This is a genomic window from Rhodanobacter sp. UC4452_H20 (assembly GCF_052978205.1).
This window is the reverse complement of record NZ_CM129662.1, coordinates 316,271-335,219: the sequence shown is the minus strand read 5'-3', so window position 1 is coordinate 335,219 and position 18,949 is coordinate 316,271. Positions and strand designations below refer to the sequence as shown.

At 66.5% G+C, this 18,949-nt stretch carries 14 protein-coding genes; 6 read left to right on the top strand and 8 right to left on the bottom strand.

Annotated features, from left to right (window positions below; translation table 11 throughout):
• The first annotated feature begins 257 nt into the window (after positions 1–257).
• The 3 genes from ACVCMC_RS01520 to rapA all read left to right on the top strand — a co-directional run bounded on the left by ACVCMC_RS01520 (position 258) and on the right by rapA (position 6,223).
• Positions 258–2,594 (top strand): catecholate siderophore receptor Fiu, encoded by a 2,337-nt coding sequence (locus ACVCMC_RS01520; RefSeq protein ID WP_447098419.1) that lies wholly within the window; start codon positions 258–260, stop codon positions 2,592–2,594.
• 37 nt (positions 2,595–2,631) lie between these two features.
• The gene (locus tag ACVCMC_RS01515; RefSeq protein WP_447098418.1) at positions 2,632–3,312 is read left to right on the top strand and encodes a Fe2+-dependent dioxygenase; all 681 of its coding nucleotides are present in this window, start codon (positions 2,632–2,634) and stop codon (positions 3,310–3,312) included.
• Between the two features lie 70 nt (positions 3,313–3,382).
• Entirely contained in the window at positions 3,383–6,223 is a 2,841-nt protein-coding gene (gene rapA, locus ACVCMC_RS01510; RefSeq protein ID WP_447098417.1) for an RNA polymerase-associated protein RapA, read from the top strand.
• Between the two features lie 69 nt (positions 6,224–6,292).
• On the opposite strand, the gene ACVCMC_RS01505 is transcribed toward rapA, so the two are convergent.
• The 4 genes from ACVCMC_RS01505 to ACVCMC_RS01490 all read right to left on the bottom strand — a co-directional run bounded on the left by ACVCMC_RS01505 (position 6,293) and on the right by ACVCMC_RS01490 (position 10,249).
• The gene (locus tag ACVCMC_RS01505; protein WP_447098416.1) at positions 6,293–6,943 is read right to left on the bottom strand and encodes a rhomboid family intramembrane serine protease; all 651 of its coding nucleotides are present in this window, start codon (positions 6,941–6,943) and stop codon (positions 6,293–6,295) included.
• Between the two features lie 153 nt (positions 6,944–7,096).
• Positions 7,097–7,804 (bottom strand): C40 family peptidase, encoded by a 708-nt coding sequence (locus ACVCMC_RS01500; protein WP_395119614.1) that lies wholly within the window; start codon positions 7,802–7,804, stop codon positions 7,097–7,099.
• 182 nt (positions 7,805–7,986) lie between these two features.
• Positions 7,987–8,721, bottom strand: coding sequence for a YggS family pyridoxal phosphate-dependent enzyme (locus tag ACVCMC_RS01495; RefSeq protein ID WP_447098415.1), 735 nt, complete (start codon positions 8,719–8,721; stop codon positions 7,987–7,989).
• 112 nt (positions 8,722–8,833) lie between these two features.
• Complete coding sequence (locus ACVCMC_RS01490; protein ID WP_447098414.1) at positions 8,834–10,249, bottom strand: M20 family metallopeptidase; 1,416 nt, start codon at positions 10,247–10,249, stop codon at positions 8,834–8,836.
• Positions 10,250–10,468: 219 nt separating this feature from the next.
• Between ACVCMC_RS01490 and ACVCMC_RS01485 the strand changes: the two genes are divergently transcribed.
• From ACVCMC_RS01485 to ACVCMC_RS01475, 3 genes are all read left to right on the top strand, one after another.
• Complete coding sequence (locus ACVCMC_RS01485; protein ID WP_447098413.1) at positions 10,469–10,807, top strand: ComEA family DNA-binding protein; 339 nt, start codon at positions 10,469–10,471, stop codon at positions 10,805–10,807.
• An 82-nt stretch (positions 10,808–10,889) separates the two neighbouring features.
• Complete coding sequence (locus ACVCMC_RS01480; protein WP_447098412.1) at positions 10,890–11,369, top strand: SET domain-containing protein-lysine N-methyltransferase; 480 nt, start codon at positions 10,890–10,892, stop codon at positions 11,367–11,369.
• Between the two features lie 12 nt (positions 11,370–11,381).
• Complete coding sequence (locus ACVCMC_RS01475; protein WP_447098411.1) at positions 11,382–11,921, top strand: GNAT family N-acetyltransferase; 540 nt, start codon at positions 11,382–11,384, stop codon at positions 11,919–11,921.
• 7 nt (positions 11,922–11,928) lie between these two features.
• On the opposite strand, the gene ACVCMC_RS01470 is transcribed toward ACVCMC_RS01475, so the two are convergent.
• The 4 genes from ACVCMC_RS01470 to tssH form a co-directional block, all read right to left on the bottom strand.
• Positions 11,929–13,551: a sulfite reductase subunit alpha gene (locus tag ACVCMC_RS01470; RefSeq protein WP_447098410.1), complete on the bottom strand. Its 1,623-nt coding sequence runs from the start codon at positions 13,549–13,551 to the stop codon at positions 11,929–11,931.
• 291 nt (positions 13,552–13,842) lie between these two features.
• Complete coding sequence (locus ACVCMC_RS01465; RefSeq protein ID WP_395119621.1) at positions 13,843–14,856, bottom strand: hypothetical protein; 1,014 nt, start codon at positions 14,854–14,856, stop codon at positions 13,843–13,845.
• A gap of 169 nt (positions 14,857–15,025) precedes the next feature.
• Positions 15,026–16,018 carry a hypothetical protein gene (locus tag ACVCMC_RS01460; RefSeq protein ID WP_395119622.1) on the bottom strand — a complete coding sequence of 331 codons (993 nt, stop codon included), beginning with the start codon at positions 16,016–16,018 and terminating at the stop codon, positions 15,026–15,028.
• 120 nt (positions 16,019–16,138) lie between these two features.
• Positions 16,139–18,883, bottom strand: coding sequence for a type VI secretion system ATPase TssH (tssH, locus tag ACVCMC_RS01455; RefSeq protein WP_447098409.1), 2,745 nt, complete (start codon positions 18,881–18,883; stop codon positions 16,139–16,141).
• Positions 18,884–18,949 lie beyond the last annotated feature (66 nt).

Below are 18,949 nucleotides of genomic sequence, written 5' to 3'. Positions count from 1 at the left end.
CGCCTCGCCGCCGCAGCCGAACATCGACAAGCAGGAAACACGAGGCCCCGCACGCTGCTGCGGGGCCTCTTGCTGTGTGATGCCTGTCGTTGGCGAATGGGCCTTGTTGCCTCGGTGAGTTATTGCAAATCATTCTCATTGGCAATATCGTGTGCGCCTTCACGGCCACCGCCGTCACTCCATTCGATCGACGGCGATGGCTGTCGCGCGTGCGGGACGGGGACCGGCCTGATTCCACACGACGCACAGGACCCCGCATGAGCCCGATCAAGAGCAGGAAACACCCCACCCGCCGCGCCCTCCCCGCGATGGCGCCCGGGTTGCTGACCACCGCCCTCCTCGGCAGCCTGGCCCTCGCCCCCGCGCATGCCGCCACGCCCGCCGACGCGGCTGCCGCGGACGCCCCGCTGGTCGCGCAGGCGCGCAACCTGCCGCGCGTGCAGGTGCGAGGCAGCGCCGGCGTCGACTACCGCATCGACGAGCTCTCATCGCACAAGTTCACCCAGCCGCTGCTGGACACCACGCAGACCATCAGCGTCATCGGCCGCGACCTGATCCAGCAGCAAGGCGCCACCACGCTTTCCGAGGCGTTGCGCAACAGCCCCGGCGTGGGCACCTTCTACGCTGGCGAAAACGGCGCCACCAGCACCGGCGACACGATGTACATGCGCGGCTTCGACAGCTCAGGCAGCATCTTCGTCGACGGCGTGCGTGACCTCGGCTCGGTCTCGCGCGACGTGTTCAACATCGAGCAGATCGAAGTCACCAAGGGCCCGGACGGCACCGAATACGGCCGCACCGCGCCGACCGGCGCGATCAACATGGTCAGCAAGCGCCCGCAGCTGGACAACGCCATCTCCGGCTCGCTGGGTTACGGCAGCGCCAGCCAGCAACGTGCCACCGCGGACTGGAACCAGGCGATCGGCGAAGACGCTGCCTTCCGCCTCAACGTGATGGGCCAGGACAGCGGCGTGCCGGGGCGCGACCGGGTGCAGAACAACCGCTGGGGCGTGGCGCCGTCGCTGGGCCTCGGCCTGGGCAGCGCCACCCGGATCTATCTCGACTACCTGCACGTGAAGCACGACAACGTGCCCGATGGCGGCGTCTCCACCATCGGCCTGCCCGGCTACGCCAGTCCCGATCCGACGCGGCCGTTCCTGTCCGACGCCGCTGCGGTTGACCCGCACAACTTCTACGGCACCCGGCAGGACCACGACGACGTGCAGGTCGACATGTTCACCGCGATCGTCGAACACGATTTCTCCGACCACCTCGCCGTGCACGACACCTTGCGCTGGGGCCGCACGCACCAGGATTACTTGCTCACCTCGTTCACGGCCACCGCGGCGCACCTGTCGACGCCGGACCCGGATGACCCCTCGACCTGGACGGTGGCGCGCAGCAACCCGACCTTCAAGCACCAGACCAACCGCATCCTCACCAACCAGACCAACCTCACCGCCAGCTTCGACACCGGCGCGGTCGGCCACGACCTCAGCGCCGGCATCGAGCTCAGCCGCGAGCAAGCCGCGACGCAGGGCATTGCCCCGCTCTCCGGCAGCACCTGGCCCCCGGCGAACCTGTACCGGCCCGACCCCGACCAGGGCGGCCTGGCCTACGCCCGCAACGGCGCCCACGGCAACGGCAAGACCGATACCGTCGCGGCCTACCTGTTCGACACGCTCAAATTCGGCGAGCGCTGGCAACTCAACGCCGGCGCGCGGCTGGACCATTACCGCACGCGGTTTGTCAGCACCGACGTCTGCGGCGGCCGGCGCGGCCCGGCCTGCGGCAGTCACCCGGCCGGCACGGTGCTGCCCAGCGTGGACGCGCGCCTCTCCGACAACCTGCCCAATTACAAACTCGGCGTGCTGTTCAAGCCCGTCGCCGCCGGCAGCATCTACGCCAACTTCGCCATGTCGCAGGAGCCACCGGGCGGCAACACGCTTACCCTCAGCAACGCGTCGAACAGTGCCGACAATCCCGACCTCGACCCCCAGCGCGCGCGCACCGTCGAGCTGGGCACGAAGTGGAGCGTGCTGGGCGACAGGCTGCTGCTGACCGGTGCGCTGTACCGCACCACGGTCAGCAACGACCTGGTGCAGGACCCGACCGATGGCCTGTACTACCAGGTCGGCAGGAAGCGCGTGCAAGGCGTGGAGATCGGCGCGGTCGGCAGGATCACCGACCGCTGGGCGGTGAGCACCGGCTATACCCGCATGGACGCCAAGGTCATCCGCGGCAGCGCGGTGACCAGCGACGGCTCCGCCGACCTGCCGTACACGCCGACCAGCGCGTTCACCGCGTGGACCACATACCGGCTGCCGTTCAACCTCACCCTCGGCGGCGGCGCACGCCATGCCGGCGGGATGAAGCGCGGCAGCGACGGCGCGGTCGGCACGCCGACCTTCACCCGCGGCTACTGGGTATTCGACGCGATGGCCAGCTTCGAGGTGAACACGCACCTCGACCTGCAGCTCAATGTCTACAATGTCTTCGACAAGCACTACATCGCGGCGATCAACAAGAGCGGCTACCGCTACACGCCGGCCATGCCGCGCTCGGCGATGCTCACCGCGCAGTTGCGCTTTTGACCCGCCGACCCACGCCATCACTTCCCGCGGGTGACCCATGCTGCTGCACATTCCCGGTGTACTGAGCGCCGAACAGATCAGGCGGATGCGCGAGTCGCTCGACGCGGCGCCGTGGGTCGACGGCCGCGAAACGGTGGGTGCGCAGGGCGCGCGGGTCAAGCACAACCAGCAACTGCCTGACGCCTCGCCGCTGCGTCGGCAACTGGGCGAAACGGTGCTGGCGGCGCTGGCCGCGCAACCGCTGTTCCACGCCGCCACGCTGCCGCTGCGCATCCTGCCGCCACGCTTCAACCGCTATGCCGACGGCGGCCAGTACGGCTTCCACGTCGACGGCGCGGTGATGGCCCTCCCCGATGGCGGCGGGCAAATGCGCAGCGACGTCTCGTGCACGCTGTTCCTCGGCGAACCGGACGAGTACGAGGGCGGCGAACTGATCGTCAGCGACACCTACGGCGAGCACGAGGTGAAACTGCCGGCCGGCGACCTGATCGTCTACCCGTCCAGCAGCCTGCACCGGGTGGCCCCGGTGACTCGCGGCGCGCGGGTGGCCTCGTTCTTCTGGGTGCAAAGCCTGGTGCGTGACGACAGCCAGCGCCGGCTGCTGTTCGAGCTGGACACCTCGATCCAGGCATTGACCCGCACCGGCGCCGACCACGCTGCCGTGCTGCAACTCACCGGCGTCTACCACAACCTGCTGCGGCAGTGGTCCGCCACCTGATCGTCGCAGCGGTTCCCTCGGCGCGGCGCACGGCGGATAATCGTCGACCCCCGACGCCGATGGCTGCACGATGTTCGTACCCGGTCAACGCTGGATCTCCTCCGCCGAACCCGAGCTTGGCCTCGGCACCGTGCTGCGCGTCGAAGGACGCGGCGTGCAGGTGCTGTTCGCCAAGGCCGGCGTGCTGCGCCCTTACGCGATCGACTCGGCGCCGCTGCTGCGCGCCGAGTTCCGCGCCGGCCAGCGCGTCGCCGGCAAGGGCATCGCGTTCCTGGTCGAGCGCGTCGAGATCAAGGACGAGCTGCTGATCTACCGCGGCGAAGGCCGCGAACTGCACGAAGGCCAGCTCGACGACGAACAGAGCGTGAGCCAGGCCGACGACCGCCTGATCGGTGGGCGCACCGACAGCGTGGCGCAGTTCGAGCTGCGCCTGGAGGGTCTGAAGCGGCGCGCCGAGGCGCGCCGTTCGCCGATGTGGGGTCTGGGTGCCGCGCGCATCGGACTGGTGCCGCACCAACTGCGCGTGGCCGGCATCGCCTCGGCACGCCGCCCGCCGCGCGTGCTGCTGGCCGACGAAGTGGGACTGGGCAAGACCATCGAGGCGGGCATGATCGTCGCGCGCCAGCTCGCCACCGGCCGCGCCTCGCGCGTGCTGCTGCTGTTGCCCGACACGCTGGTTTACCAGTGGTTCGTCGAGATGCTGCGCCGCTTCAACCTCAGCTTCGCGATCTACGACGAGGAACGCTGCGAGGCCCTGGAGCAATCCGGCGACGCCGGCAACCCGTTCGAGGACGAGCAACTGGTGATCGCCGACTTCGGCTTCCTGGAAAGCTCGCCGAAATACACGCAGCAACTGCTGGACGCGCCGTGGGACCTGCTGGTGGTGGACGAAGCGCATCACCTGGCCTGGTCGCCGGAAGCCGCCAGTCCGCGCTACACGATGGTGGAGCAACTGGCCGCGGCGATCCCCGGCGTCATCCTTCTCACCGCCACCCCGGAACAGCTCGGACGCAGCGGCCACTTCGCCCGCCTGCGCCTGCTCGATCCGCAGCGCTACCACGATCTGGACGGCTATCTGGCCGAGGCCGACACCTATCAGGCGCTATCGAAGATCGCCGACCGCCTGCTCGACGGCCAGCCGTTGGATGCCGGCCAGCACGCCGCGCTCACCGAGGCCTTCCACGGCGATGCGACGCTCACCGCACTGCTGGCCGATTCCACCAGGCCGGCCCATGCGCGCGAACTGCTGGCCGCGCTGATCGACCGCCATGGCACCGGTCGCGTGATGTTCCGCAACAACCGCGCCGGCGTCGGCGGCTTTCCCAAACGCCTGCCCGAATGGCACCTGCTGGACGCCGACACGGTCGACGACAGCACACGGCAGGCGCTGCTGGCCGAGTTCCACGCCGACATCCAGCAGCCGCCGGCGCTGATCGAGGTCGACTACGCCACCGACCCGCGCATCGATACCCTGATCGCCCTGCTGGAGAAACATCCGCAGGACAAGTTCCTGCTGATCTGCCGCAGCCAGGCCAAGGTGCTGGCGCTGGAAGAAGCGCTGCGCACGAAGAGCGGCGTCGGCGTGGCGCGTTTCCACGAAGGTCTCAGCATCGTGCAGCGCGACCGCAACGCCGCCTATTTCGCCCAGCCCGACGGCGCGCGTTTGCTGCTGTGCTCGGAGATCGGTTCGGAAGGCCGCAACTTCCAGTTTGCGCACCGGCTGGTGCTGTGGGATCTGCCGCTGGATCCGGACCTGCTCGAACAGCGCATCGGTCGGCTCGACCGCATCGGCCAGAAGCACGACATCGCCATCCACATCCTCGCCGTGGCCGACAGCGCCCAGCACGTGCTGGCGCGCTGGTACGACGAAGGCGTCGACGCGTTCCGCCTCAGCCCGGCCGACGGCCGCGAACTGCTGCGCCGCTACGGCGAGCCGCTGACCCGCCTGGCGGACGAGCACGCCCGCGACGACGACAACCGCGATCAGGAACTCGACGCCCTGCTCGCCGAAACCCGCGCCAGCCACGAGCAGATGGCGGCACTCATCCGCGGCGGCCGCGACCACCTGCTGGAACTCGCTTCCAGCCGCGACCCGCACGCCGACGAATTGCAGCAGGCCTTCCGCCGCGACGATCATGATCCGGGCCGCGACGCCTTCGTGCAGCGCCTGCTGGAGGCATTCGGCATCCACGCCGAGGAGCTCGGCGCGCAAGTGCTGCTGCTCGACCCGCAATACCTGTCCACCGACGCCCTGCCCGGCTTCGCCGAAGGCCCGCAGTCGGTCACGTTCTCGCGCGAAGTGGCGCTGTCGCGCGAGGAGCTGCCGCTGCTGCGGCTGGACCTCCCGCTGGTAGCCGGTGCGCTGGATCTGGCGCTGTCCGGCGAACAGGGCAATGCCGCCTTCATGGTCGACGACGTGCTGGCTCCGCGGACCGCACTGCTGCAGGCGGTTTACGTGCTCGAATGCGTGGCCGATCGCCGGCTCGACGCCGAGCGTTTCCTGCCGCCCTCGCCGCTGGTGGTGACCGTGGACACCCGCCTGGTCGAACGCGCCGACTTCACGCCCAGCGACACGGCGCTGCGCAAGGCCAACGACCGCCACATCGAAGTGGCACGCTACCGCAAGTTCCTCGGCAAGCTGGTGCCGCCGATGCTGGAACGCGCCGAAGCGCTGGCCAGTACGCGCGCGCAAGCGCACATCGACGACGCCGTGACCGCCGCCACCGAATCGCTGGACAACGAACTCTCGCGGCTGCTCGCCCTGCGCACAGTGAACCCATCGATCAGCGACACCGAAATCGCCGCCGTCACCGACGAGCGCCACGCCCTGCTCGGTGCACTGCCGCAAGCGCGGCTGCGACTGGACGCCGTGCGTTTCGTCGTCAGCGCCGACTTCCTCGCCCTGCGCTGACCCGCCTGCGACGCCGGGCGGGCACCGCCAGCCCGGCGCGTCCGCCTTTGCGATCCCCGATTCCCGGATCTACAGCATCAGCCGCCGCTTCGGCTTGATCGGCAGCTTGCCTCGCCAGTACTGGATCAGCACGATGCCGCCGACCATGCCGCCGAGATGGGCGAAATGGGCCACGCCGGCTTGGGTGCCGGTCACGCCCAGCACCAGCTCCACCGCCGCATAGCCGATCACGAAGATCCATGCGGGGATCGGCACCGGCAGGAAGATCAGCATCATCTTCTCGTGCGGATACAGCATGCCGAAGGCCAGCAACAGGCCGAAAATCGCGCCCGACGCGCCCAGCGTGGGATAGAAGCCATGGGTGAACCAGTGCACCACGATCAGCTGGGCCACCGCCGCCACGACTGCGCAGACAAAGTAGTAGATGATGAAATTGCGCGCGCCGAAGGTGCGCTCGATGGTGCCGCCGAACATGAACAGCGCGAACATGTTGAACGCGATGTGGGTCAGGCCGCCGTGCATGAAGGCGTAGGTCACCAGCTGCCACGGGCGAAAGCCGATCGAGGCCAGGCCCTGCGTGGTCTGGAACACCTGGTCGGCCCCCCACGGCCACAGCGCGAAATACTGCAGGAAGACCTCGCCGAAGAACTGTTGCAGCAGGTAGACGACGATGTTGGCGATCAGCAGGTTGCGCGTGACCGGCGGCAGATCAAGAGGCATCAGGCGGTTCCGGGGAAAGGGGCTCGACCCCAAGCGTAACGGCGCGCGCGCCCGGCCGCCATGCAGGTGATGTCGCGGGGGTCCGATCGGCCCATGGCGCCGGCCATAAAAAAGCCGCCTTGCGGCGGCTGCAGAACGCACCTGTGCAGGTACTCAACCCTTGTTGTTGGCAGCCAGCGCCATCGCCTCCGGCCGCTTGGCACCGGCGAAACGCTTGGCCCAGTAACCGTCGTCCAGGCTGGAGATTTCCACCGACTTGCCGGCGCTCGGCGAATGGATGAAACGTCCGCCGGAAATGTAGATGCCCACATGCGAGATGCGGTGACGGCCATGGGTGCGGAAGAACACCAGGTCGCCCGGCTTGATGTCGGCGCGATTGATCTTGACCCCGGCCAGGAACTGGCTGGCGGAGGTGCTCGGCAACTGCAGGCCGATCGCGTGCGAGAACACGTAGCGCACGAAGCCGCTGCAATCGAAACCGGTGGCCGGATTGCGGCCGCCGCGCACGTAGCGGATGTCGCGCAGACCCATCGCCGCGGCCAGCAATGCCTTGCGCAGGTCGGTGATGTTCTGCGTGGCGACGCGGGCTTCCGGAGTCCGGGCAGTCGTGATCGCCGGCTCGGCCGCAGCCGCCTGCGTGTCCGCCGCCTGGGGCAGCAGGTCGCTGGCGTTGTCGGGCAGTACCGACTGGCTCAGGCGAACGGCCGGGCTGAAGCTGGGGAGCGGCTGCAGCAGCGGCGCGGCCACGCTAACGGAAGCCGATGCGCTGAAGGCAGTGTCGAGATTAGCGGCGCGAAGGGTTCCGGAAAACAGCAGCGCAGGCACAAGCGCAGCAAGCACGATCAATCGCTGGGTTGGCATGCAGGAAAATCCCGGATATTCACGGAGTTGGCCATCACCGCAAAGCGGCAACGACGTGACTGAGCCGTGAAAATACCAAGCCAGGGCCCCTCGTATGTTGGATTGAGGTTAAGTGAACCCTGCCGTTTCGGTATTTCGGGACGCACCGCACATTTGACACAAGTTACTGATAATAAAATGGTTTACTTGCCATCTGACGACTCGGGCCAGTAGTGCGAGTCCGGATAGGGTCGCCGGCCGAAGATCGCGGTGCCGATCCGCACCTCGGTCGCTCCCTCGGCGATGGCGAGCGGAAAATCACCGCTCATGCCCATGGAAAGTTTTGGCAAATCATGCCCTTGCAAAACCGCCTGGTCGCGCAGCTCGCGCAACCGACGAAAGCAGCCGCGCACCTCGACCGGATCGGTGGAGTGGATCGCCAGGGTCATCAGCCCGCCTACGCGCAAGGTGGCGTAGCCGCGCAGGGTGTCGAGGAAGCCGGGCAGCTGTTCAGGCGTCAGTCCGTATTTGCTGGGCTCGGTGGAGGTCTTCACCTGCACCAGCACGTCGATCGCCCGACCCTCGTGCTGCAGGCGGCGATCCAGCGCCTCGGCCAGTTCCAGGCGATCCAGCGACTGCACTTCGCTGGCCAGCCGCGCCACGTCTTTTGCCTTGTTGGTCTGCAGGTGGCCGATCATCACCCAAGCGATGCCGCAGTCGACCAGCAGCGGTGCCTTGTCGCGGATCTCCTGCACCTTGTTCTCGCCGAAGCGGCGCATGCCCAGCGCCACGCCCTCGCGGATCAGCTCCGGACCGAAGGTCTTGCTGACCGGCAGGATGGATACCTCGGCCGGGTCGCGGCCGGCGGCCCGGCAGGCCTCGTCCACCCGGCGCCGGATATCGGACCAGTTGGCGGCGAGGTGGGAATGGGTGGTCATCTTGCAGACTCCGCGGGAGAAAAAGGAGTGAGAAATGAGGAGTGAGAGATGAGCGGACGCGTGCGATGCGGCTATCTCTCACTCCTCACTACTCACTACTCACTCCTCGCCCTCAGCCTTGCGCGAAGTGCTTCGCCACCACCTCGGCCACCACCATGCTGACCTTCTTGCCGGTGGGGATGTGCAGGAACTCGTTCGGGCCGTGCGCGTTGGAATGCGGACCGAGCACGCCGGTGATCAGGAACTGCGCCTTGGGGAATTTCTCGCCCAGCATGCCCATGAACGGGATGCTGCCGCCTTCGCCCATGTAGGTGGCCGGCGCGCCGAAGTAGTGCTGCGAGGCATCGCTGACCGCCTGCTCCAGCCACGGCGACAGTGCGGGCGCGTTCCAGCCCGAGCCGTCCTTTTCCAGGGTGAACGTGACCTTGGCGCCGTACGGCGGGTCCTTCTCCAGCAACTGCTTGACGAACTCGCCGGCCTTGGCGCCGTTGAGCGTGGGCGGCACGCGCAGGCTCAGCTTCACCGCGGTGAACGGGCGCAGCACGTTGCCGGCGCTTTCCAGCGGCGGAATGCCGCCGATGCCGGTCACCGCCAGCTGCGGGCGCCAGGTGCGGTTGAGCACCAGCTCGGCAAGGTTCTTGGTGACCGGCTGCATGCCCTCGGCCCACGGGAACTTGCTGTAGATGTCCTCGCCCAGCACCTCGGCCGACAGTTTGGCCTGGTCGATGCGCTGCTGCGGAATGTCGACGTACAGCTCCTTCGGCTTGATCGTGCCGGTGGCCGGGTCCTCCAGCCGCGACAGCAGCTCGCGCAGGATGCGGAAGCTCGACGGCACCACGCCGGACGCATCGCCCGAATGCACGCCCTCTTCCAGCACCTGCACGGTGAGGTTGCCGCCGGTCATGCCGCGCAGGGACGTGGTCAGCCACAGCTGGTCGTAGTTGCCGCAGCCCGAATCCAGGCACACCACCAGCGACGGGCTGCCGATGCGCTCGGCGAGGTGATCGACGTAAAACGGCAGGTCGTAGCTGCCCGATTCCTCGCAGGCCTCGATCATCACCACGCAGCGCGCATGCGGAATGCCCTGCTCGTGCAGCGCCAGCAGCGCGGCCAGCGAGCCGAAAATCGCATAGCCGTCGTCGGCGCCGCCACGGCCGTACAGCTTGTCGCCCTTGAGCACCGGCGTCCACGGACCGAGACCATCAGCCCAGCCGGTCATCTCCGGCTGCTTGTCCAGGTGGCCGTACAGCATGACGGTGTCGTCGCCCTGGCCGGGAACTTCGATGTAGATGAGCGGCGTGCGCCCTTCCAGCCGCACCACTTCCAGCGAGGCACCCGGCAACTGGCTGAGCTTGGAGCGCGCCCAGGTTTCCATCAGCTTCACGGCCGCATCCATGTAGCCGTGCGCCACCCAGTCCTTGTCGAACATCGGCGACTTGTTGGGAATGCGGATGTATTCGACCAGTTGCGGCACGATCTCCGCATCCCACAAATCGCTGACGAAACGGGACAGGCGGCTGGTATCCATGGGCAACTCCAACGTGGCGAACAATCGCTCATTGTAGCAGCGCACCCGCAGCGGCACCGACGTCGCGGGCGGCCGTCGCCCACACGAGCGGGGGCGCAAGCCGCACGTCGGGGCAACCCGGGGTCCGGCTGCGCGGCCATGCGGTGGCGCGCATGGTGAGGGCGCGGCGTCGACCGCCGCGATCCACCCGCCAACCCGCCATTTCACGGAGGAAAGACCATGTTCCACAAGCTCGCCGCCATCACCCTCGCGCTGGGCCTCGCCGCCCCGGGGCTGCTGTTCGCCGCCACGCCGGTCAACATCAACAAGGCCGATGCCAAGGTCATCGCCAAATCGCTCGACGGGATCGGCGCGACCCGCGCCGAGGCCATCGTGGCCTGGCGCGAGGCGCACGGCCCGTTCAAGAAGGCCGACGACCTGAAACATGTCAAGGGCATCGGCAAGGCCACGATCGAGCGCAACCGCAGCGCGATCCTGTTCGCCGACGACGGCGCCGCCGGCAGCGACACCGCCGCCGTACCCAAGCCGCGACGCGGCAAGGCGGCCGCCAGCGAGTAATCCCGGCGGCGACGGGCGCAAGCGGTGCGCGCCCTGCACCGCTTGCGCTACACTCGCGCGCCGCATCCGCCGCCGCGCCGACATGATCCTCCCGCGTTACCACATTGCCGCCTCCGCCATCGCCGGTGCCGGCAAGGGTCTGTTCCTCGACGAGGCGGTGGCCGCGGGCCGCATCCTTACAGCACCTGACGGCATCGAACAGACCTACCGGCAGGCCGACATCGAGGCCTCCGACGCGCTGCGCAGCTTGTGGCACGCCAGCGCACGCTGGTTCGAGGACCGCTACACGCTGTCGCCGGAATGGCCCGACGAGTGCTTCATCAACCACAGCTTCACGCCGAACGGACTGTGGCACCTGGGTTTCGTGTTCGCCCTGGCGGACCTGCCCGCCGGCAGCGAAATCACCGTGGATTACCGCCACCTGCTGCCTCCCGGCCAGGCCGAGGACTTTGTCGATGCGGCCACGGGTGAGACAATAACGGGGTTGTCCTGGCAAGAGAGCCTCGTCAGCAGTACCCGCGCCCTGGCCGAACTGCTGGCTCCCGCTCGATCCGGGTCGTGATGGTTGATGGTGATGGTTGAGATTCCTACCCTTGAGACGCCGCGGTTGCGCCTGACCGCGTTGAGCGAACGACACTTCAACGACTACGCCGCGATGCTGGCCGATCCGGACAGCACCCGCTGGGTGGGCGACGGCCAACCGTTGGACCGCACCAACGCCTGGCGCTCGCTGGCGATGCTGTTGGGCCACTGGCAGTTGCGGGGTTTCGGCATGTGGGCGCTGGAGCTGAAGGAGACCGGCGAGTTCGTCGGCCGCGCCGGCCTGATGTATCCGGACGGCTGGCCGGACCTGGAGCTTGGCTGGATGCTCAAGCCGACGCATCGCCACCAGGGCTATGCCACCGAGGCGGGCAATGCGACGCTGGATTTCGCCTGGACCCAGTTGCGCGCGCCGCGCGTGATCAGCCTGGTGCGCATCGGCAACGAGGCCTCCGACCGGCTGGCCGAGCGGCTCGGCGGCGAACACATCGAGAACATCGACTTCTACGGCAGCAACAGCCACGTGTTCGCCTACTACCCGCCGCATCGCGAACGCCACCGCGCCTACGCCTGAGCGGACGTCAGTAGACGTCGCGGCGATAACGCCCCTGCTCACGCAACTGCGCGACCTGTCCCGCCCCCAGCACGTCGCACAACGCCGCATCGACGCCGGGGGCCAGCCCGTCGAGGCTGCCGCAGACGTAGATCGCCGCCCCCTCGTCGACCCAGCGCCGCAGCTCGTCGCCGGCTTCGCGCAGACGCTGCTGCACATGGATGCGCTCGCCCTGGTCGCGCGACCAGGCAAAATCGGCGCGCTCGATGGCGCCTTCGCCGATCCAGCGCTCGATGTCTTCCCGGTGGAGGAAGTCGTGCGCACGATGACGCTCGCCGAACAGCAGCCAGTTGCGCGTCCGGCCGACGGCGATGCGCTGCTTGAGCAGGGCGCGCAAGGCGGCCAGGCCCGTGCCATTGCCGATCAGCACCAACGGGCGCGCATCGCGAGGCGCATGGAAGTTGACGTTGCTGCGCACGCGCAGCGCGATCTCCGCGCCGATCGGCGCGTGCTCGGTAAGCCAGCCCGAGCCCAACCCGGGATAGCCGCCACGCGCACGCATCCGGCGCACGATCAACTGCAGCGTGCCGTCCCGCGGCAGCGAGGCGATCGAGTACGCGCGATGCGGCAGCTGTTGCAATATCGCGGCGACGCCTTCCTCGTCCAGGCCGTCGACCTCGCCCGGCTCGGGCAGGCGACAGCGCGCCAGCAAGGTCGCCAATGGCAGCCGCTCCTGGTGCCCGAACGGCACCACGACGCGGCCATCCAGCCCCCGCGCCGCCAGCCATGCCGCCACCGCTTCGGCGGCATGGCAAGGACCGATCTCGGCCAGGTCGCCGGCCTGCCAATCGGCACGACCTTCCAGCGGCTTCATCGCCAGATGGAAGCAGGGTTCACCCACGCTGCCCGGATTGAGCAGGCGGCGCTCGACCAGTTGCCAGCGCTGGTATTTCGGCGCCTGCCAGTCCGGCAGATCAGGCGCGCCGCCGAGCATGGCCAGGTGATGCTGCCAGTGGCGCAGGCTGGCGTCGTCCTCGCTGTCCACCTCCACCGGATCGAACAGCGCCTGCGCGCCGCTGGCCTGCAGCCAGCGCTGGAGCTGGCGGCCGAAGCCGCAGAAGTCCTCGTAGTCGCTGTCGCCCAGGGCCAGCAGGCCGTAATGCAGGCCGGCCAGTGACGCCGGCTGTTGCATCAGCTTTCGGCTGAACCTCTGTGCCATGTCCGGTGGCTCGCCATCGCCGGTGGTGCTGACCACGAACAGCACGCGGCCGGCCTGGCGCAGGTCGTCCAGCGCCAGATCGCCGATGCCGATCATGCGAGTGGGCAGACCGGCCAGTTGCAGGCTCTGCGCGGTCTGCCGCGCCAGTTGTTCGGCGAAACCGGTCTGGCTGGCGTACACCACGCGCAACATCGCGTCCGCGGGCCGAGCCTCGATGCTGCGGATGTCGCCCGCATCGCGCGTGGCGGGCGACTCTGAGGCCGCCATGTCCTTCACGGCGACCGGCCGGCGTGGCGCGGCATGGCGCCGAAAGCGCAACAGGCCGAACAGATCCAGCGCCGAAATGATCCAGTGCCACGGGTACAACTGGCGCGTGCAGAAGGTACCGCGCTGCAGCTGTGCGTTACCGACGGAGGAGGTGGGTTGATTCATGGCGATCCGTGTTCCGCGCGCCAGCCCTTCCCGCGGCAACTTGCGTGGGCGCGAAAGACGGAACCGGCGCGGTGCCGGGCAAATGATCCGGTCGCATCATTAGACAGTAAACAAGAATCAATCGCAATACGGAACGTCAGGGAACGCAGCATTCCCCATGGGCGAAATGGCTGCCCCGACCGATGAGCAATGCACCACGGACGCGGCGCCACACACGCCGGCGCTATCGTCCGGCGAGGTACAAACGGGTAACGCGCGCGCCCCTCGCAACCGCCGTGCCCGCGCCGGCAGTCAGCTCAACCCGATCTGCTTCATCGCCTTGCTCTTGATGCCTGCGAAGAAACCCTTCTTCGCATGCGTCCCCTTGTTGCTGCTCAGCCCCTCCAGCTGCAGGCGGGAACCCATGATGTTCTTGTTGGCGATCTTCAGCAGCGGGTCCATCTGCTTCTTCTTCATCAGCTCGACCTTGTCCATCCAGCCCGGCAGGCCGATGTCGGCGACGAACATGTTGGCGACCGCCGAGGTGTCGGCGCAGGTGAGCAGGTAGCAGCCGAGGATCGGGCACTCGCCGAACACCGTGAGATCCAGCGTGTTGGGCGCCGCCAACCGCTTGTTGCCGGCACGCATGTCCTTGATGTCCAGGCCCAGCGAGAACAGCTGGAGGCCCAGGCTGGCCAGCGTGTTGGCCACGCCGATCGCCGCGGTAGTGGCCGTGCCGAAGTCGGCGAACAGACCGCCGATCTTCGCTCCCGTCGCCACCGTCTGCTGGCCCAGTTTCACCGAGTGCTGGGCCAGGTCGCGCTTGATGATCGCCTGGATCGCTTCGGCCGCCGCACTCGGATCACCCATGCGGAAGCCATTCTTGTATTCGTCGCTCTTGTAGAGGTTGTAGCCGTCCTGCGCCACCGCCTTGCCCGCCTTGGCCAGCTTCACCGTGCTGGTGACCACGCCGAGGTAGGGCGTCACCTCCGACACCAGTTCGTGCAGCACCTCGCCGCCGATCGCCTCGATCACGTCGTGGATGTTCTCCACGTCGGCGCATTCCACCATGAAGTTCTCGAACGCCTCCTTCATGCCCGGCACGCTGGCGACCTTGCTTGCCGTGCTGCCGCCCTTGGCAAGCTTGTCGACGCCCGACTTCAGCTTCTTGCCGGACGACAGCAGCGACTTGCCCGACGACAGCATGCTGGCACTGCCGAACTTGAGCTTGGTGCCCCCGAACATGTTGACGACGAGCTGGCGGCGCGCCTTGGCGAGCTCGCCCATGGCGATGAATTCGGCGCGGCTCAAAGGTGTGGAAGGCATGATCGCTGTCCCCTCAAGTAATGTCTCATGACTCGTGGCGCCCCGTGCTTCTCCGTGCCCATCGAACAGGCGGAGATGCCACCGGCATCAAAAAAAAAGCGCGAACCCGGCCCCGCGATTGCTTATTCAACAAGCCGAACCTGATCCCGTTACTGACCACAGAACCAAACTAGATCAACCCTCCACGATAGAGCTCCGTATTCACCGCCACGCCACCCGTAGCCCCATACCGATTCGTGATGACCAGTTGAGACCCGCTGAAGTCGTAAATGAGCTTTCCATAATTGGAGGTCTGATTTCTGTCGGGAAACAGATTCATCATCCATTGCGCGCGTACCGGTGAATATGGAATATAACGAAGCGCAAAACGCTCCACCTCGTTGGTGGGAGCGGCATTAGGATTGTTTGCAAACTTCATCATTACGTTGTTTCCAAAGTCCGCGTTGCTCATTTTCAGTCTCTGGAGCAGCGCCGCCTTTTCAATCTCAATCTGCTGCTTTTGCGGGCTGTTCTGCAACGCTGCCACCTCCTGCTTCTTGTCGACGTACAGCACTTGATCCTCGTTTTCGCATGTGTGCTTGAGGTCGCCATCGTTGGAAACCGCCCCGGTCCAAGCCACCATCCGAATGTTTCTTGCGCCACACAATTCGCGGAAGAACTTGTAAGCAAAGCTGCTGGCCAACTCGCCGGAGGGAATCATGCCTTCATGATTCAGACGGACGTTCCTACAACGCGCGCCGTAGCACATCACGAGGCTGATTCTGTATTTCTCGTCTCGTATTGGCATGAGAAGCTTGGCCAGGCGCCCGAGTTGCTTGAACGTACAGACAGAACCCCCGCTTGTGGAAAACCCTTCATCGGTGTCATCCGGCTTGCCGTGCAACACGAAAACGACCGTCCGCGACTTCTCGATATGCTTGCGGATGTCCTTGACGTCATCCTTGGATAAGGTGCCAGCCGCGTCCCTTGCAATGAGTTCCTGGCATGGATAGAAGACCATCCTTGCTCGCCCTTTTGTAACCTCTCGCTTGGCATAGACCTGCGCCGTGCCCGCGGCAGCCGCACCTGCACCAAACTTGGAAGGATCTCGCCCCCCTTTCACCTTGCCAGTCGTCACTTGCGGACTGCTGTCTTCGAAATTGAGAATCGTGTAGTAATTCATGATGGCTGAATCCCTCTAAACATTGGCTGCCTTCCGCAAGTCGAGAGGTGGGGCGCAGGTCGGTCCCATGCAGATATTCGATCAGTGCGAGCGAGATGAGTTCTGGCCAGTCGGGCACTTTTACCCAAACCCGTAAGAGAACTCCCCATCCGTCACACCGACCTGCACTTTCGCCACTTCCTCGCCCGCAATCATCCTGGTGAGAAACGCCCGCGAGATATCCGGCAACATGGAGTTGGTCAAGATCGCATCGATCATGCGGCCGCCCGACTCGGTCTCGGTGCAGCGCTCGACCACCAGCTTCACCACGTCCTCGCTGTACTCGAACGGGATCTTGTAGCGGGCCTCGACGCGCTTCTTGATGCGGTTGATCTGCAGCTTGACGATCTTGCCCAGCATCTCCGGGCTCAGCGGGTAGTACGGGATCGTCACCAGGCGGCCCAGCAGCGCTGGCGGGAAGATCTTCAGCAGCGGCTCGCGCAGTGCCTTGGCCATGCCCTCGTGATCGGGCATCAGCTCCGGGTCCTTGCACAGGCCGGCGATCATGTCGGTGCCGGCGTTGGTGGTGAGCAGGATCAGGGTGTTCTTGAAGTCGATCTGGCGGCCCTCGCCGTCTTCCATCACGCCCTTGTCGAACACCTGGAAGAAGATTTCATGGACGTCCGGATGGGCCTTTTCCACCTCGTCCAGCAACACTACCGAATACGGCTTTCGACGCACCGCTTCGGTAAGCACGCCACCCTCGCCATAACCGACATAGCCCGGAGGCGCGCCCTTGAGCGTGGAGACGGTGTGCGCCTCCTGGAACTCGCTCATGTTGATGGTGATGATGTTCTGCTCGCCGCCGTACAGCGCCTCGGCCAGCGCGAGCGCGGTTTCGGTCTTGCCCACGCCGGAGGTGCCGGCGAGCATGAACACGCCGATCGGCTTGTTCGGGTCGACCAGGCCGGCACGCGAGGTCTGGATGCGCTTGGCGATCATCTCCATCGCGTGGTCCTGGCCGATGACGCGCTGGCCCATCAGCTTGGCCAGGTTCATCACGGTCTCGACTTCGCTCTTGACCATGCGACCGACCGGGATGCCGGTCCAGTCCGAGACCACCGAACCCACCGCCTGCTGGTCGACCGAGGCCAGGATCAGCGGATGCTCGCCCTGTAGCTCGGCCAGCTGGCCCTGCAACTCCTGCAGTTCCTTCAATGCAGCAGCGCGATCATCCCCCGCAAGGGCAGCCTCTCCCGCCGATGCCTCCTTTGCTTCGGCAACCTGGTTGGCCGACTCTTCCAGCGCACTGCCGGTGCCTTCTACCGGCGCCGAAGAACCGCGCAACTTCGAGCGGATGTCGAGGATCTTCTCGACCAGATCCTTCTCCTTGATCCAGTTCGCCTCCAGCGTTTCCAGTCGTGCCTTCTGCGTGGCCAGCTTCTCGTTGGCGGCGTCTTCGCGGGCAGTGACGTTCACGCCGACGTTCTTTTCGCGCGCGATGATGCCCAGCTCGGTCTCCAGCGCCTGGATGCGCTTGCGGGTGTCGTCCACCTCGGCCGGCACGGCGTGCTGGCTGATCGCCACGCGGGCGCAGGCGGTATCGAGCAGGCTGACCGACTTGTCCGGCAACTGGCGCGCGGGAATGTAGCGGTGCGACAACTTCACTGCCGCCTCCAGCGCCTCGTCGAGGATCTGCACCTTGTGGTGCTTCTCCATCACGCTGGCGACGCCGCGCATCATCAGGATCGCCTTCTCCTCGCTGGGCTCGTCGATCTGCACGGTCTGGAAGCGGCGGGTCAGCGCGGGGTCTTTCTCGATGTGCTTCTTGTACTCCGCCCAGGTGGTGGCGCCGATCGTGCGCAGGTTGCCGCGCGCCAGTGCGGGCTTGAGCAGGTTCGCCGCGTCGCCGGTGCCGGCCGCGCCGCCGGCGCCGACCAGGGTGTGCGCCTCGTCGATGAACAGGATGATCGGCTTGGTGGACGACTGCACCTCCTCGATCACCTGCTTCAGGCGGTTCTCGAACTCGCCCTTCATGCTGGCGCCGGCCTGCAGCAGACCCACGTCGAGCACGCGCAGTTGCACGTCCTTCAGCGGCGGCGGCACGTCGCCGATGGCGATGCGCATGGCAAAGCCCTCGATCACCGCGGTCTTGCCCACGCCGGCTTCGCCGACCAGCATCGGGTTGTTCTGGCGACGGCGCATGAGGATGTCGACCAGCTGGCGGATCTCGTCGTCGCGACCGACGATCGGGTCCATCTTGCCGTCGCGCGCCTGCGCGGTGAGGTCGATGGTGAACTGCGCCAGCGCTTCCTGCTTGCCCATCTGTGCCGGCGACATCGCGCCGCTTGCCTCGCCCGGCGCGCTGCCACCGCCCATGCGGAAACCGTCGTTCGCATGCTGCCCGTCCTCGGGCGAGCCGCCGACCACCTCGGCGAACTTCTCCACCAATGCTTCGGGCTTGATCTTGTCGAACTCGGCCGAGATGTTGACCAGCGCGCTGCGCAGATTGCGCGTGCGCAGGCAGCCGACGATCAGGTAACCGGTGCGCACCTGCGCCTCGCCGAACATCAGCGTGGCGAACACCCAGCCGCGCTCGACCGCTTCCTCGACGTTGCTGGACAGATCGGAGATGGACGAGGAGCCACGCGGCAGCCGGTCCAGCGCATCGGTGATGTCGCGCGCCAGGTTCGACGGGTTGAGGTTGAACTGCTTGACGATGCGGTGCAGGTCCGAATCCTGCAATTGCAGGATCTGGTGGATCCAGTGCACCAGTTCCACGTACGGATTGCCGCGCAGCTTGCAGAACACCGTCGCGCTTTCGATGCACCGGAAAGCGAGCTTGTTGAGTTTTCCGAACAGCGCGCCGCGACTGATCTCGGCCATGTCATTGATCCTCTGAGTTGATTGCCAATCCCATCATGTCTGTTGCCACGTCGACCCGGCCGCCAG

Coding starts and splice junctions, on each gene's coding strand:
- ACVCMC_RS01495 (WP_447098415.1), bottom strand. CDS start 8,721: ATGACCACCCATTCCCACCTCGCCGCCAACTGGTCCGATATCCGGCGC.
- ACVCMC_RS01470 (WP_447098410.1), bottom strand. CDS start 13,551: ATGAATCAACCCACCTCCTCCGTCGGTAACGCACAGCTGCAGCGCGGT.
- ACVCMC_RS01465 (WP_395119621.1), bottom strand. CDS start 14,856: ATGCCTTCCACACCTTTGAGCCGCGCCGAATTCATCGCCATGGGCGAG.
- ACVCMC_RS01505 (WP_447098416.1), bottom strand. CDS start 6,943: ATGCCTCTTGATCTGCCGCCGGTCACGCGCAACCTGCTGATCGCCAAC.
- ACVCMC_RS01480 (WP_447098412.1), top strand. CDS start 10,890: ATGATCCTCCCGCGTTACCACATTGCCGCCTCCGCCATCGCCGGTGCC.
- ACVCMC_RS01490 (WP_447098414.1), bottom strand. CDS start 10,249: ATGGATACCAGCCGCCTGTCCCGTTTCGTCAGCGATTTGTGGGATGCG.
- ACVCMC_RS01500 (WP_395119614.1), bottom strand. CDS start 7,804: ATGCCAACCCAGCGATTGATCGTGCTTGCTGCGCTTGTGCCTGCGCTG.
- ACVCMC_RS01485 (WP_447098413.1), top strand. CDS start 10,469: ATGTTCCACAAGCTCGCCGCCATCACCCTCGCGCTGGGCCTCGCCGCC.
- ACVCMC_RS01475 (WP_447098411.1), top strand. CDS start 11,382: ATGGTTGAGATTCCTACCCTTGAGACGCCGCGGTTGCGCCTGACCGCG.
- ACVCMC_RS01520 (WP_447098419.1), top strand. CDS start 258: ATGAGCCCGATCAAGAGCAGGAAACACCCCACCCGCCGCGCCCTCCCC.
- ACVCMC_RS01515 (WP_447098418.1), top strand. CDS start 2,632: ATGCTGCTGCACATTCCCGGTGTACTGAGCGCCGAACAGATCAGGCGG.
- ACVCMC_RS01460 (WP_395119622.1), bottom strand. CDS start 16,018: ATGAATTACTACACGATTCTCAATTTCGAAGACAGCAGTCCGCAAGTG.
- rapA (WP_447098417.1), top strand. CDS start 3,383: ATGTTCGTACCCGGTCAACGCTGGATCTCCTCCGCCGAACCCGAGCTT.
- tssH (WP_447098409.1), bottom strand. CDS start 18,883: ATGGCCGAGATCAGTCGCGGCGCGCTGTTCGGAAAACTCAACAAGCTC.